The 14058-nt window shown below is 35.5% G+C and carries 20 protein-coding genes; 16 read left to right on the forward strand and 4 right to left on the reverse strand.

What is annotated here, in order from left to right; translation table 11 throughout:
• Positions 1-4 precede the first annotated feature (4 nt).
• Positions 5-418: a hypothetical protein gene (locus GTR01_RS12485; protein ID WP_160138173.1), complete on the forward strand. Its 414-nt coding sequence runs from the start codon at positions 5-7 to the stop codon at positions 416-418.
• Here GTR01_RS12485 and GTR01_RS12490 read toward each other — a convergent pair.
• A complete protein-coding gene (locus tag GTR01_RS12490) occupies positions 405-803 on the reverse strand; it encodes a DUF2809 domain-containing protein (protein ID WP_160138174.1) in 399 nt (132 codons plus the stop codon). The two genes, GTR01_RS12485 and GTR01_RS12490, sit on opposite strands and share 14 nt — an antisense overlap.
• A 310-nt stretch (positions 804-1113) precedes the next feature.
• On the opposite strand from GTR01_RS12490, the gene GTR01_RS12495 reads away from it, so the two are divergent.
• From GTR01_RS12495 to GTR01_RS12525, 7 genes are all read left to right on the forward strand, one after another.
• On the forward strand, positions 1114-1272 hold the full coding sequence (locus tag GTR01_RS12495) for a hypothetical protein (protein WP_160138175.1): 159 nt from the start codon (positions 1114-1116) through the stop codon (positions 1270-1272).
• A 24-nt stretch (positions 1273-1296) separates the two neighbouring features.
• Positions 1297-1455, forward strand: coding sequence for a hypothetical protein (locus GTR01_RS12500; RefSeq protein WP_160138176.1), 159 nt, complete (start codon positions 1297-1299; stop codon positions 1453-1455).
• 23 nt (positions 1456-1478) lie between these two features.
• Positions 1479-1634 carry a bacteriocin gene (locus GTR01_RS12505; protein ID WP_160138177.1) on the forward strand — a complete coding sequence of 52 codons (156 nt, stop codon included), beginning with the start codon at positions 1479-1481 and terminating at the stop codon, positions 1632-1634.
• A gap of 143 nt (positions 1635-1777) precedes the next feature.
• Positions 1778-1936, forward strand: coding sequence for a hypothetical protein (locus GTR01_RS12510; RefSeq protein ID WP_160138178.1), 159 nt, complete (start codon positions 1778-1780; stop codon positions 1934-1936).
• Positions 1937-1986: 50 nt separating this feature from the next.
• Positions 1987-2154 carry a hypothetical protein gene (locus GTR01_RS12515; RefSeq protein ID WP_160138179.1) on the forward strand — a complete coding sequence of 56 codons (168 nt, stop codon included), beginning with the start codon at positions 1987-1989 and terminating at the stop codon, positions 2152-2154.
• A gap of 23 nt (positions 2155-2177) precedes the next feature.
• Positions 2178-2342 carry a bacteriocin gene (locus GTR01_RS12520; protein WP_160138180.1) on the forward strand — a complete coding sequence of 55 codons (165 nt, stop codon included), beginning with the start codon at positions 2178-2180 and terminating at the stop codon, positions 2340-2342.
• Between the two features lie 110 nt (positions 2343-2452).
• The gene (locus tag GTR01_RS12525) at positions 2453-2914 is read left to right on the forward strand and encodes a hypothetical protein (RefSeq protein WP_160138181.1); all 462 of its coding nucleotides are present in this window, start codon (positions 2453-2455) and stop codon (positions 2912-2914) included.
• Positions 2915-2933: 19 nt separating this feature from the next.
• Here the strand turns inward: GTR01_RS12525 and mutS are convergent, their stop codons facing one another.
• Entirely contained in the window at positions 2934-5522 is a 2589-nt protein-coding gene (gene mutS / locus GTR01_RS12530; RefSeq protein WP_160138182.1) for a DNA mismatch repair protein MutS, read from the reverse strand.
• Between the two features lie 123 nt (positions 5523-5645).
• Between mutS and GTR01_RS12535 the strand changes: the two genes are divergently transcribed.
• Positions 5646-6176 (forward strand): GNAT family N-acetyltransferase, encoded by a 531-nt coding sequence (locus GTR01_RS12535; protein WP_160138183.1) that lies wholly within the window; start codon positions 5646-5648, stop codon positions 6174-6176.
• A gap of 239 nt (positions 6177-6415) precedes the next feature.
• Here the strand turns inward: GTR01_RS12535 and GTR01_RS12540 are convergent, their stop codons facing one another.
• Positions 6416-7294 carry a cupin-like domain-containing protein gene (locus tag GTR01_RS12540; RefSeq protein ID WP_160138184.1) on the reverse strand — a complete coding sequence of 293 codons (879 nt, stop codon included), beginning with the start codon at positions 7292-7294 and terminating at the stop codon, positions 6416-6418.
• A gap of 242 nt (positions 7295-7536) precedes the next feature.
• Between GTR01_RS12540 and GTR01_RS12545 the strand changes: the two genes are divergently transcribed.
• On the forward strand, positions 7537-8415 hold the full coding sequence (locus tag GTR01_RS12545; RefSeq protein WP_160138185.1) for a bestrophin family protein: 879 nt from the start codon (positions 7537-7539) through the stop codon (positions 8413-8415).
• 12 nt (positions 8416-8427) lie between these two features.
• Here GTR01_RS12545 and GTR01_RS12550 read toward each other — a convergent pair whose 3' ends face one another.
• The gene (locus tag GTR01_RS12550; RefSeq protein WP_228452228.1) at positions 8428-9027 is read right to left on the reverse strand and encodes a carboxypeptidase-like regulatory domain-containing protein; all 600 of its coding nucleotides are present in this window, start codon (positions 9025-9027) and stop codon (positions 8428-8430) included.
• A 55-nt stretch (positions 9028-9082) separates the two neighbouring features.
• On the opposite strand from GTR01_RS12550, the gene GTR01_RS12555 reads away from it, so the two are divergent.
• The 6 genes from GTR01_RS12555 to accD all read left to right on the forward strand — a co-directional run bounded on the left by GTR01_RS12555 (position 9083) and on the right by accD (position 14033).
• Complete coding sequence (locus GTR01_RS12555; RefSeq protein WP_160138186.1) at positions 9083-9703, forward strand: toxin-antitoxin system YwqK family antitoxin; 621 nt, start codon at positions 9083-9085, stop codon at positions 9701-9703.
• Positions 9704-9708: 5 nt separating this feature from the next.
• Entirely contained in the window at positions 9709-10239 is a 531-nt protein-coding gene (locus tag GTR01_RS12560; RefSeq protein ID WP_160138187.1) for an RNA methyltransferase, read from the forward strand.
• Between the two features lie 187 nt (positions 10240-10426).
• Positions 10427-11080: a CBS domain-containing protein gene (locus GTR01_RS12565; protein ID WP_160138188.1), complete on the forward strand. Its 654-nt coding sequence runs from the start codon at positions 10427-10429 to the stop codon at positions 11078-11080.
• 1 nt (position 11081) lies between these two features.
• The gene (locus GTR01_RS12570; protein ID WP_160138189.1) at positions 11082-11948 is read left to right on the forward strand and encodes an NAD kinase; all 867 of its coding nucleotides are present in this window, start codon (positions 11082-11084) and stop codon (positions 11946-11948) included.
• A 69-nt stretch (positions 11949-12017) separates the two neighbouring features.
• The gene (fbaA, locus tag GTR01_RS12575; protein WP_047095042.1) at positions 12018-13088 is read left to right on the forward strand and encodes a class II fructose-bisphosphate aldolase; all 1071 of its coding nucleotides are present in this window, start codon (positions 12018-12020) and stop codon (positions 13086-13088) included.
• A gap of 90 nt (positions 13089-13178) precedes the next feature.
• Positions 13179-14033, forward strand: a complete 855-nt coding sequence (accD, locus tag GTR01_RS12580) for an acetyl-CoA carboxylase, carboxyltransferase subunit beta (protein WP_160138190.1) — start codon at positions 13179-13181, stop codon at positions 14031-14033.
• The last annotated feature ends 25 nt before the right edge of the window (positions 14034-14058 follow it).

The raw sequence follows: 14058 nt of genomic DNA on the forward strand, positions 1-14058 counted from the left end.
ATCCATGGCAAAATCCTTTCTTTTTATTCTGATTTTCTGGGTCGCTTATACAAATGCTCAGAGTGATTCAACTACAGCTCCGAAGGCCCAACCTACGAGCCCTGTTGAATCTGCTCCACGTAAGACTCCGGAATTTCCCGGCGGACACAAAGCCTTCGTAACTAAAGTTCTTAAGAACTTCCGAACCTCACCACTGGTAAAGGCTGAAATTATGAGAGCAAAAGCTTCTGCCAACTTTATCGTAGATACAGAAGGCAATATGGTTGATATCAAAATAGAATCCTATGAACACACCATGGTAAGAGATGAATTTCTGAGAGCTCTTAAAATGGTAAAAACAAAGTGGATTCCTGCTGAACAGGATGGCAAAAAGGTCAGCAGTGTGATGCGACAGCCGTTGGTTTTTAATTTGAGATAGTCTGTTGTGGTTCTGAATTATTAATCTTAGCCCAAATAAAAAGTAACAAACAACCAGCAGCGTAACACAATATATCAATCCACGAAAAAGAATTTCCAACCACAATATACATCAGGCTTCCTTCCGGGAAGCCTAATATTTCTGCAATCTTGAAATATTGAGCCACCTCTATACAACAGGAAAAAATTAAAATTCCAAGAATAAGTTTTTCGTTGTTTACCTTGAAAAAGCTTTTCACTAAGGTATAAAGAAGCATTACCACAATCACATCTCCAAGATAAGCCCGTACAAAGAAAATATCTTTCAATTTGGTTGCAATCAGAACTTCGATAAGGAATATAAAAATGGAAAGAAGAAGGTATTTCAGGCTAAATTTGAATTTCATAGGTATGTTGTTGTATTAAAAATATTTTTTCACAGTCATATTATGACAGTTTCCTCGATCTATCATTACAATAGAATCTATTGGGAATACCACAAAAATAATAAGTTTTAAATTCCTGACAATAGTGATAAAAACGAATGATATAATTAATCATAAGAGGATTCTATTAAAGTATAAAATTTTCTAAACAGACTCAAAAATATACCATAAAACACTATAATCTACCACATTACACTTTTATATTTTTTCACAATTCGTAGATTTAATTGAATATTTTTGTATATTTGAATACAACCAAAACTAATTTATTATGAAAAAATCAAACATTCAAAAGAAAAGATTAACTAAGATTGAATTAAAGGAAATCAACGGTGGAATTCTTCCATCTTGCCTGAGAGGTTTCTGCTATATTCCTGAAACAGGTGAGTTCGTAAGAGGTCTTGTAGCACAAGACGGATCTTGCTGTTAAGTAAAAAAATCAAACCCAATACTCATGAAAAACTCAAATATTCAAAAAAGAAAATTGACTAAAAGTGAATTAAGGGAAATCAACGGTGCAGGCCCTCCATACTGCCCGAAAGGCTTTTGTAAAGTTCCTGGTTTAGATAGAATGGTAAAAGGTCTTGTAGCGAAAGATGGATACTGCTGCTAAACAACATCTTAAACTAAATTATCATGAAAAAATCAAACATTCAAAAGAAAAAATTGACTAAAAGTGAATTAAGACAAATTAATGGCGGTGCTTCAGAAATCTGCGCTGGAACATGTTTTTGTAATATTGACGGTGAAATATCAATAAGAGCATGTACGGCTAAGGGAAGATGCTGTTAATCACACTCAATAAAAATCCAATGTGATCGGAGTGATCTTCGATCACATTTTATAAGGTCTCTCCTTCAAAAGAATATTTATGGAGCAATACCCTAAATTGCCGCCTGTAAAAATACACTTAAACTATTTAAAACTAAATCATTATGAAAAAATCAACCGTTCAAAAAAAGAAACTTACAAAGAAAGAAATGAAGACTATTAACGGAGCCGGAACCATCTGTCCAATAGTATTCAGCTGTATAGATCATACAGGAAATGAGCAATATGGAGTGTATGGAATTCAAGATGGCCCTTGCTGCTAATATAATTCAGAAATTTCAACCAAAAATCAAATCTCATTAACATTATTCTTATGAAAACAACACCAAAACTTCAGAAGAGAAAGCTTGCCAAAAAGGAACTAAAAAATATTATCGGAAGCGGAAGTGATAGCTGCTACGATGGATTTTGCCGTACGGGAATAGATGAACCATGGCAGCTTGGGGCTGGAGATCAACATGGATTCTGCTGCCAACTTTAGAACTTCCAAATAAATTAAGAAATATGAAAAAATCAGTCACTCAAAAGAAAAAGCTTACCAAAACTGAGCTTAAAGAAATCAGTGGTGGTGCTAAAGCCAACTGTGCAGAAGACCTATGCAAACTTAGAGGAGTAAGCAGTCATTTTATGATTATTGGCCCTAGAGGTAAAGACGGATATTGCTGTTAAGCAAGTAGCTAACTTATAAAAAGAAAAATGATTGGATTACTTCCAGTCATTTTTCTTTTTATATTATTCAAATTGTTTACCTATTTCTATATTTGTAAAAATCAAAAAACATGAATAAGCTTGCTTTATTACTATCCTTTATTCCCTTTTCTTTCTTATACAGCCAGGATACTCCTCCTCTCGGCGCTCCCCCTCCTTCTGTACCTCGGTCTCAACAATATATCGACCCTGAAATGATTATCCATACAAAGGTTGATCAAAAAGCAAAAATAAAACAGAAAAATTATTGGGTCTTTTTTGATTACAGTGTTTATGATGGTGAAAAGATGCCTACCGACAATAATTTTAAATTATCTTTTGTTTCAGAAATTGACGGGTCAATATCAAGAATTGAAATTAAAGATCCTATCGACTCCAATACTAAAGGGGAACTTATGAGATGCATGAAAAATTTCGCTATAACAAAAGCTTTTGAACCAGCCATTTTAAATGGCCAGAAAGTAAGATCGCTTGTAAAATATACTGTAGTCTTTGACTTTCCTAATTCTACCTACAAATTTATAGAAGAATAAGTGAAAAAAAATGATTGGATTACCCTCCAATCATTTTTTTTATGGCGTTGAGCTTCATTAAAGCTTCAATCGGTGTTAAAGTATTGATATCAATTTTGGTAAGCTCTTCCCGGATATTTTCCAGAACAGGATCATCCAGTTGGAAGAAAGAAAGCTGCATATTTTCTTCTGTTACCCTTTTGATATTCTCGGAAGTTCCTCCGTTCTGAGTTCTGCTTGCCTCAAGCGTTTTCAGAATCTCATTGGCTCTGTTCACCACTTTTGCAGGCATTCCTGCCAGCTTAGCCACATGAATACCAAAGCTATGCTCACTTCCTCCCGGAACCAGCTTTCTCAGGAAAATAATATTTCCTTTATTTTCCTGGATAGAAACATGGAAATTCTTTACTCTTTCAAAGTTTACAGTCATCTCATTCAGTTCGTGATAATGAGTCGCAAACAAAGTCTTTGCTTGGGTAGTATGCTGATGAAGATATTCTGCAATGGCCCATGCAATGGAAACCCCATCATAGGTAGAAGTTCCACGCCCGATTTCATCTAAAAGGATAAGGCTTCTTTCTGAAATATTATTCAAAATGTTGGCGGCCTCATTCATTTCCACCATGAAAGTAGATTCACCGGCAGAAATATTATCTGTTGCTCCTACTCTTGTAAAGATTTTATCCAGCATTCCAATTTCTGCATGTTTTGCGGGTACAAAACTTCCAATCTGAGCCAAAAGACAAACGATAGCCGTCTGACGCAAAATCGCCGATTTACCGGCCATGTTAGGCCCTGTAACCATGATAATCTGCTGAGAATCTTTATCCAAGAAGATATCGTTCGGAATATATTTTTCCCCTAAAGGAAGAGCATTTTCAATAATCGGATGTCTTGCTTCTTTCAGATCAATTGCATACCCATCATTCAGAATAGGCTTCGTATAACTTTCAGAAACAGCTAATTCTGACAATCCTGCAGCAACATCAAGCTGTGCAATAATATTGGAATTTCCTTGGATCTGATCAATATAAACCATTGTTTCAGCACATACATTTCTGTAGAGCTGGCTTTCCAGAACTCCTATCTTCTCTTCAGCACCAAGGATCTGGCTTTCATATTCCTTTAATTCTTCAGTAATGTATCGCTCCGCATTCACAAGGGTCTGCTTTCTTACCCAGTCATCCGGAACTTTATCTTTATGAGTATTTCGGACTTCAATATAATATCCGAAAACGTTATTAAAATCAATTTTAAGACTTGAAATACCTGTTCTTTCGATTTCTCTCTGGCACATTTCATCTAAGAATCCTCGTCCTTTGCTCTGAAGGTTTCTTAATCTGTCTAATTCTTCAGAAACACCGTCTTTAATTACATTTCCTTTGGCAATACTTACCGGAAGTTCTTCATTAAGGTGATTTTGTAAAAACTTGATCAATTCTTCAAGATCAAACAGAGGCTCTAACCATGCCAACACATCCGCATGAGGATGCAGTAAAGCTTTGATTTTATGAATATTGATTAAACTTTGACGAAGATGTCCAAATTCCCTAGGTGATATTTTTTCAACAGCCAGTTTTCCCATCAATCGGTCTAAGTCAGAAATTGACTTTAACAGCTGTCCTATTTCATATTTAAGATGATCGTTCTCGTTTAAGAAATCAATCAGGGAAAGTCTTCTTGCAATTTCATCTACCGATTTTAAAGGAAGAATAATCCTTCTTCTCAGCAACCTTCCTCCCATCGGAGTTGAGGTTTTATCAATAATATCCAGCAATGATTTCCCTTGTGGATTACTTGGATAAACGATCTCCAGGTTTCTTAGGGTAAAGTTATCCATCATCAGATAATCTTCCTGAGGAATGATCTGAAGTTTAGTAATGTGGGAAAGCAAATTATGATGGGTATCCTCTACCAGATAAGCAAAAATAGCTCCAGCTGCTGTAATGGCTAACGGAAGATTTTCTACGCCAAATCCTTTTAAAGAATTGGTTTTAAAATGATTGGTTAATTTCTCGTAGGCAAAATTATATTGAAATGCCCAGTCTTCAAGTTTAAAGGCATTTTTAGTTCTGATCTGTTCAGGAATCTGTACACTTCTCTGGAAAATGATTTCACTTGGATCAAAAGTGTTGATAATATGCAGTAGTTTTTCAAGGTTACCCTCACTTACCAAAAACTCTCCGGTAGAAATATCTACTAAAGCAATTCCATATTTCTCTTTTTCTTTGTGCAGAGAAAGCAGAAAATTGTTTTTCTTGGAATTTAAAACCTGATCATTAAAGGTTACCCCTGGTGTTACCAATTCCGTAACCCCTCTTTTTACAATTCCTTTGACCATTTTAGGGTCTTCCAACTGGTCGCAGATGGCCACTCTCATTCCTGCTCTCACCAATTTTGGAAGATAAGAATCTATGGAGTGATGGGGAAATCCTGCCAATTCAACACTTCCTTCACCATTATTCCTTTTAGTAAGAACAATCCCTAATATTTGGGACGTTTTCACAGCATCTTGCCCAAAAGTTTCATAAAAGTCTCCTACTCTGAAAAGTAAAAGCGCATCAGGGTATTTTCCCTTGATGGTGTTGTACTGAGTCATTAATGGAGTTTCCTTCTTCGATTTTGCCATAGTAAAAAATGAGCCCCAAATTTAAAAAAATAAATCCAGGGTAGCAGAATTGTTTATCGGTTTATCCCTGAATAACTTTTCCCTATCGGGAATTAATTGTATTTTCACCATAAAATCACATCCATGGAATTTCCTGTTTTAGAAACCGAAAGACTTATCTTACGACAACTCACCCTTCATGACACCCAAGATCTGTTTGAATATTTCTCTCTTGATGAGGTTATGGAATATTATGATCTTGAAACTTTTAAAGTACATGAAGATGCACAGCGTATCATTCAGCACTTCAATGGTGAATTTGAGAAAGGAAAGGGATTCCGTTGGGCTTTACAGCTGAAATCTAATGGCAAAGTGATTGGCACATGCGGTTATCATAACTGGTATCGTGAGCATTTCAGAGCAGAAGTAGGATATGAACTTAATCCTCTTTTCTGGAAAAAATCTTATATGAAAGAAGCTATTCTTCCTATTCTGACCTATGGTTTTGAAAGCATGAGATTACACCGTGTGGATGCCTTCATAGATCCGGCCAATATTGCTTCTGAAAAGCTTTTAACTTCAATCAATTTTCAGGAAGAAGGTATACTTAGAGACTACTTCTTCGAAAAAGGAAAGTTTGTGGATGCTAAAATCTTTGGACTGATTAATAGATAGCATACTTTTTAAGGCTGGAAGCTAGAAGAAGGAAGCTGGAAGTTACTATTTGGCAGGAGACTTCTACAGAATTGTAATAAAAATATAAGAGATTCTTCCTTCGTCAGAAATCGAAGATTCGGTGTAGCCAATGACAATGACACAACATATAAGAATCAAATACTTATTAGGAAGGCTTATACTGACTTTTCGGCAAGAACAACTTCCATCTTCCCGCTCCCATCTTCCAACCTAATAATCTATACTCCTTTCCCCAAATATTTTTCCAACGCCTCAGAACTTTTCTTAAAGGCCCATTTTTGCTTGTAATTCACCCATTTGGCTTTAAATAGTTTACGCATAAGCTTATCTGTATATCTCATGATAAAGACATGATATAACATATTGGCAAACACATCCGGTTTGTTGGGAAGAGCTCTTAATGAAAGAGAAAACCCTGGTTCAAGGTATCGGTTGAAATGCCAGAATGCACCGGGAATAAAGAGAGCATCACCGTGTTCCATGAAGATTTCATACCCTTTTGCATACTTCAGTGCTGGGAATTTTTCATAATCAGGATTCTCATAATCTACATCATAGATCGTATGAACAGATAATGGAACTTTATATAGAAATGGAGATTGCTTTTGATCAAACAACAGAATTCTTTTTTTTCCTTCGAAATGAATATGCATGAAGTCACCAAGATCCACATCATAATGCATCAATACATGAGCTTCACTTCCTCCAAAGAATAAAGTAGGAAGTCTTTTGAAAAACTTCATTCCCAGATCAGGATAGGTAAAGTTTTTAAGAAGTTCCGGAAGTCTGTCTGTAATTATATAGAAGAAAATTCTAAGATCTGAGGGTTTACTTTTTATGGTATCAATATAATCCTTCATTTTCATATTCGCTACTGGTGCATCAGAACTTTTAGCTGCATCCGCAGGTTTATTATCGTATAGAGGAACTTCCTGATCGCCTGCCTTTTCACGGATATAGGCAAGATTCCATTTGTCAAAAGCATCCCAACGGCTTGCAAAATTCTTGATTAAAAGAGGTTTCTGCTTTTTGAAATAATTCTTCTGAAAATCTTCTTTACTGATATCATTGACTACATCTACGTTTTCTAGGATCATGTATTTTGTATTTAATGTGAATTAAAAATAGTGTTTTTTTGAAAACTGTAAAAATTAAGATGATTAAGTTGGAAGCTGGAAGAGAGATGCTGGAAGTTATTATTTGTCTGCAAACTTCTATATCTCATTCTATAAAAAGTTTTTATATAAAACTTAAACTACTTCTTCGGCTTCAATAACTTCCAGCTTCAGACTTCCTACTTTATTCTGAAAAATTTATATTTGTAGTATTAAGCGAATTTATGAGAGTATACAACACAAAACATTTCCTTAAAATCCTTTTCAGTCTACACAAAAGTGATACTTTGAAGATCCTTTTTCCAAGTATGATTATGGTGGGATTATACTCCTGGGGAATTCAGTATCTAGAAGTGGGATATTTTCATCTTACGGCAAAATCAGGAATCAGTAATGTGGGAATGATTCATTCTTTATTGGGATTTGTACTCTCCCTTTTATTGGTTTTTCGTACCAATACAGCCTATGACAGATGGTGGGAAGGAAGAAAGCTTTGGGGAAAACTGGTGAATGACACTCGAAACTTTGCGATAAAAATTAATACCATTCTCGGAGACAATCGCCAGGATGCAGAACAGATCTCAAGATATCTGAAATATTTCCCTCACTTTTTAGCCAAACATCTCTCCAAAGAATCTACCCGTCTGGCACTGGATGAAGATTATTCCGAAATTGAAAAATCATTAAAAAATCATGGCCCGAGTGAAATTATTATTCTTTTAAGCCATAAACTGAACCAATTAAAGAAAGAAGGCAAAATTTCAGAAATCGAAATGCTGTATTTAGATACTCAGCTTTCAGGGTTTTTGGAAGTATGTGGTGGCTGTGAAAGAATTAAGAACACTCCAATCCCCTATTCTTACTCTTCGTTTATTAAAAAATTCATCATTCTATATGTATTTGCTCTTCCTATTGCTTACGTTATCACAATAGGTCTATTCATGATTCCACTTACGGTATTTGTGTATTATGTATTGATGAGTCTTGAATTGATTGCTGAGGAGATTGAAGATCCTTTCAACAATGATGAGAACGATATTCCAATGGAAACAATAGCCCAGAATATTGAGAAAAATGTCCATCAGATTATGAGCAAAAAATAAAAAATCAACCTTTTAAAGGTTGATTTCTTTTAGTTCTCCATCTGCTTTTATTTCTACAAACTTACTTTCTCTGTTCGCAGCATCATAGCCATAGAAAAAGGTTGAATAGATAGGTGATGAATACAAATAGTTACCCAATCCGTTATAAGTATCTGTTGTTCCGGTCTGCTGCTGATAACTTCCTGTTGCTGTAAAGTTCACAATTGTCTCCAGATAGTATTTACCAGGTTTCAGTTTTTCAAATCTAAATCGTCCGTGGTCATCCGTTAAAGCTTCTACTCTATATTTAAAAGCCTCCTCGGACATATACACTGTAGTTTTTTTATTTTCATACTTTTTTCTCATACTATAAAACTCTTCAAAATAAGGAGTTACAGGAAAAAGCATAATAACGGTTCCTTTCGGAGCATAATGTTTCTGTCCAAGCAATGGTTTTATGCCCCAATTATTTTTTTGCTTAGTAGAAGCTACCCCTTCAATCGTTGAATTTCCGAAGGCTAGCATATCACGGGCTATTTTTTTATCAAAAAAAACCTGCGGATAATAGGTATTCTGTGCCTGTGTATGCAAAAAAGCAAACATCAGTATGAATAAAGTGAATAATTTTTTCATAGTATATTTTTGAATCAAATATAAGTATTTTACTATTTTTGAAATAAAAATAGCTATGAAATCCGTTTTTCTATTGTTTTTCTCCATTTCCTCCCTTATTTTAGCACAAAAACCTTGTGGATATAAGGATGGATTACAAGAAGGAACCTGCAAACAGTTCTATGACAACGGCCAACTAAAATATTTTGTTGAATGGAAAAAAGGGAAGCAGGATGGTGATGCTACTTTTTATTATGATAATGGAAAAGTAGAATCAAAGGGTGAATTTAAAAAAGACTATAAGGTAAAGGAATGGTCATATTATGATAAAAACGGAGTTCTGACTTCCAAAGAAGCATTCAGGAACGGTGAAAAGAATATTTATGACAACAGCCTTACTGCCACTTTTTACTCACCTGCCGGAAAGATTACAGAAATCTCAAATTATAAATTCAATAAACTCCACGGCGAAACCAAGACATTCCATGAGGACGGAAAATCGGTAAAACAATGGGGTCAGTACGACAACGGACTTGCTACTGGAAAATGGAAAGTATTTTATCCATCAGGAAAGCTGCAGCGTGAAACAGAATTCGTTAACGATAAATGGAATGGCAACAGAATCCATTACCGTGAAGACGGCAGCATTGAAAAGACAGAGGTCTATAAAGACGGAAAATTAATCTCAACAAAATAAAACAATTGGTACAGAAACTAAAACTGGAGGAACTAAACAGAATAGATGTAGAAACATTTAAGAAAGTTGAAAAAATTCCGTTGGTCATCATTTTAGATAATATCAGAAGTATGCACAATGTAGGGGCAGCCTTCAGAACGGCAGATGCCTTTTTAATTGAAAAAATAATCCTTTGTGGAATTACTCCGCAACCGCCTCATCGTGAAATTCACAAAGCAGCATTAGGCGCTACGGAAAGTGTAGATTGGTCTCATGAAGAAGATACCAACAATGCGATTTCAGATTTGAAAAGCAAAGGATATGAAATTATAGGAATTGAACAGACTACCGGCAGCCAAATGATCACAGATTTTGCAATTGACAAGTCAAAAAAATATGCTTTGATTTTAGGAAACGAAGTAGAAGGAATCAGTGATGAAGTACTCCCTAATGTTGATGTATTTTTAGAAATCCCTCAGCTTGGAACCAAGCATTCTCTTAATGTGAGTGTATGTGGCGGAATTGTGATGTGGGAATTTGCTAAAGCCCTAAAATAAAAAAACTGCATATGTCGTTAGTAGACAGTGCAGTTTGAAATAAATCTAATAAAAAGTAAAAATGAAAGGCGACAAAGGTACTTTTTTTTTCTTTACAAACAAATTTTAACGGCATTTTTTTTGATTTAACTTAAAAAAAGTCGTGTTTTCAGAAAAAGTTTCGTTTAATTTTTTATAAATTAGCACAATGTTTATCAAGGACTATATCTCAAAAGATTTCCCATGTTTTAACCTGTCGGACTCTATAGAGTCGGCAAGAAATACATTGGATGATTTCGGATATTCTCATATTTTCATCAAAAAATCCCATCACTTTTACGGAGCCCTTGCAAAGGACTTTTTGTATGAAGAGGATGGAGGAACTTTGAAGGATCTTGAGCATCAAATCGAGAGATTTGCCATTCTGGATGATAATAACATCATGGATAGTATTCGCCTGTTTTACACTTTCAATACCAATGTGATCCCGGTGATCAACAAGAGCGAAAAGTATTTGGGCTATATTACCTGTGAAGATATTTTCCAGGATCTTTCCCGTTATCCGCTATTTTCGGAATCAGGAGCTATTCTTACGGTAGAAACTCCTGCCAGAAAGTACTCCATGACGGAAATTGCTAATATTGTAGAAAGCAATAACTCGAAATTTTATGGCGGATTCATTAGTTCTATGTCTGATGAGGTAATTCACGTTACCATAAAGATCAGCAATGAAAATTTAGCCTCGATAGACTCAACTTTTGACCGGTACGACTACAGGATTGTTGAAAAATACTATTCTGATGAGAAATCCGATCTGTTTAAAGACCGATTCGGTTTTTTCCAAAAATTTATAGAAATATAACATGAAGGCAGCCATATATTCTCAGAAAAAAGATCTTGATACTTTTTTATATTTAAGCAAGTTTATCTCTGAACTTGAAACCAGAGGTGTAAAATCTGTTCTGTACGATGAAATGGCTGAAGCACTTCAGTTTTCGAAAATTTTCGAAACATTCAATAATAAACAGGATCTTTTAGATAAGGAAGTTGATCTTTTCTTCACCTTCGGTGGAGACGGAACCATTGTAAACTCTCTTACTTTCATTGAAGATCTTGAAATTCCTGTGGTGGGAGTAAATACCGGAAGATTAGGATTCCTTGCTTTCTTTACAAAAGAAGAAGCCTTTAAAGAACTGGATGCCATCTTAAAAGGAGATGTAAAAACAAGCCGCCGTTCTGTAATTGAAGTGGTTTCCCCGAACCTGGAAGGATTTTTTCCGTATGCATTAAATGATGTTACCGTGTCCAGAAAGGAAACAACCTCTATGATCACAGTGGATTCTTATATTAATAATGAATTTCTAAATGTATTCTGGGGAGACGGAGTTATTATTTCCACTCCTACAGGGTCTACGGCTTACTCTTTAAGCTGTGGCGGGCCGATCATTTCTCCGAACAACGAAAACTTCGTCATCACCCCTATCGCTCCTCACAATCTGAATGTGAGACCCTTAGTAGTAAATGATAAAGTAGAAATCAAATTCAGAGTGGAAAGCAGAGTACCACAATATTCATTGTCTTTAGACTCCAGATTGATTCATATTGAAACCGATAAGGAAATTATCATCAGGAAAGCCGATTTTCAGCTTCTTTTGGTACAGCCTAATAATTTAAGTTTCTACGAAACCATCCGTCAGAAGCTACTTTGGGGGCGTGACAAAAGAAATTAATGATTTCTTAAAAATGATTACCTTTACACGAAAATAAACACCTAATAAATTTATAATAAAAAGTAAAACATGAGCAGAATTTTTCCGGCAGGAGTTGCCACAGGTCAGTTAGTTACTGATATCTTTCAGTATGCTAAAGAAAACAAATTTGCATTGCCTGCAGTAAACGTAATTGGATCAAGCAACGTAAACGCTACGATGGAAACTGCAGCGAAATTAAACTCTCCTGTAATTATTCAGTTTTCAAACGGAGGTGCTGCTTTCAATGCAGGGAAAGGATTAAGCAATGACGGACAAAAGTCTGCAATTTTAGGAGCTATTGCGGGAGCAAAACACATTCACACTCTTGCAGAAGCTTACGGAGCAACAGTAATTCTTCACACAGACCACTGTGCAAAGAAATTATTACCTTGGATTGACGGATTAATGGATGCTAACGAAGAATTCTTCAAGCAGACAGGAAAATCTCTTTACTCTTCTCACATGTTAGACCTTTCTGAAGAATCTCTAGAAGAAAACCTTGAGATTTCAGCTAAATATTTTGAAAGAATGGCTAAACTTCAGATGACTCTTGAAGTAGAAATCGGAGTAACTGGAGGTGAAGAAGACGGTGTTGACAACTCAGACGTTGATAACTCTAAATTATATACTCAGCCTGAAGATGTAGCTTATACCTATGAAAAATTAAAAGCTATTTCGGACAACTTTACGATTGCAGCAGCATTCGGTAACGTACACGGAGTTTACAAGCCAGGAAACGTGGTTCTTACCCCAAAAATCCTAGACAACTCTCAGAAATATGTTCAAGAGAAATTTGGAACTGCAGATAAGCCAATCAACTTTGTATTCCACGGAGGATCTGGATCTACTTTGGAAGAAATCAGAGAGGCGATCGACTACGGAGTAATCAAAATGAATATCGATACTGACCTTCAGTTTGCATACACAGAAGGTGTTAGAGATTATATGGTAAACAATATTGATTATTTAAGAGCTCAAATCGGAAACCCTGAAGGAGAAGAAAAACCTAACAAAAAATTCTATGACCCAAGAGTTTGGGTAAGAAAAGGTGAAGAAACATTCTCTACAAGATTAGTACAAGCATTTGAAGATTTAAATAACGTAAATACTTTAAAATAAGAACTGTACATTTGTACCAATGTAAAAGCTATTCCTGATGGATGCATTTACATTGGTACATTTTACATTTATACATTAATACAATTAAAAATGGCATTCGACTGGTTTAAAAGAAAAGCAAAAAACATTACCACTTCTACTGATGAGAAAAAGGACGTTCCCAAAGGACTTTGGCATCAGACTCCATCTGGAAAAGTTGTGGAACATGATGAATTAAAGAGAAATAACTATGTTTCTCCTGAAGACGGGTTTCATGTAAGAATAGGAAGTGCGGAATTTTTTGACATCCTTTTTGACGGTGGTAAATTTACCGAACTGGATGCCAATGTTGAAAGTATTGATATCTTAAACTTCAAGGATACAAAACCTTATAAAGACCGTTTAAAAGAAGTAAAAGCAAAAACGAAGCTTACTGACTCTATCAGAAATGCTGTAGGAACTGTAAAAGGAACTGAAATGGTAGTTTCTTGTATGGATTTCGCTTTTATTGGAGGATCTTTAGGATCTGTAATGGGTGAAAAAATCAGAAGAGCTGTTGATTACTGTATCAAAAACAAACTTCCGTACATGATTATCTGTCAGTCTGGAGGGGCGAGAATGCAGGAAGCAACTTACTCTTTGATGCAGTTGGCTAAAGTACAGGCTAAACTAGCTCAGCTTTCAGAAGCTGGTCTTTTATACATCGCTTACCTTTGTGACCCTACTTTTGGTGGAATTACAGCATCTTTCGCGATGACTGCTGATATCATCATGGCTGAACCGGGAGCATTGATCGGTTTTGCAGGGCCAAGAGTAATCCGTGAAACCATCGGTAGAGACTTACCGGAAGGATTCCAGACTTCTGAATTCCTACAGGAAAAAGGATTTGTAGACTTCATTGTAAAAAGAACTGAAATTCAAGACACTGTTGCTAAAACCGTTAATTTATTAGCTGCAAAAGCATAATTTCTGTAACAAAAACAATACAATC

The organism is Chryseobacterium sp. c4a (genome assembly GCF_009900745.1).
In the GTDB taxonomy this organism is placed as follows: domain Bacteria; phylum Bacteroidota; class Bacteroidia; order Flavobacteriales; family Weeksellaceae; genus Chryseobacterium.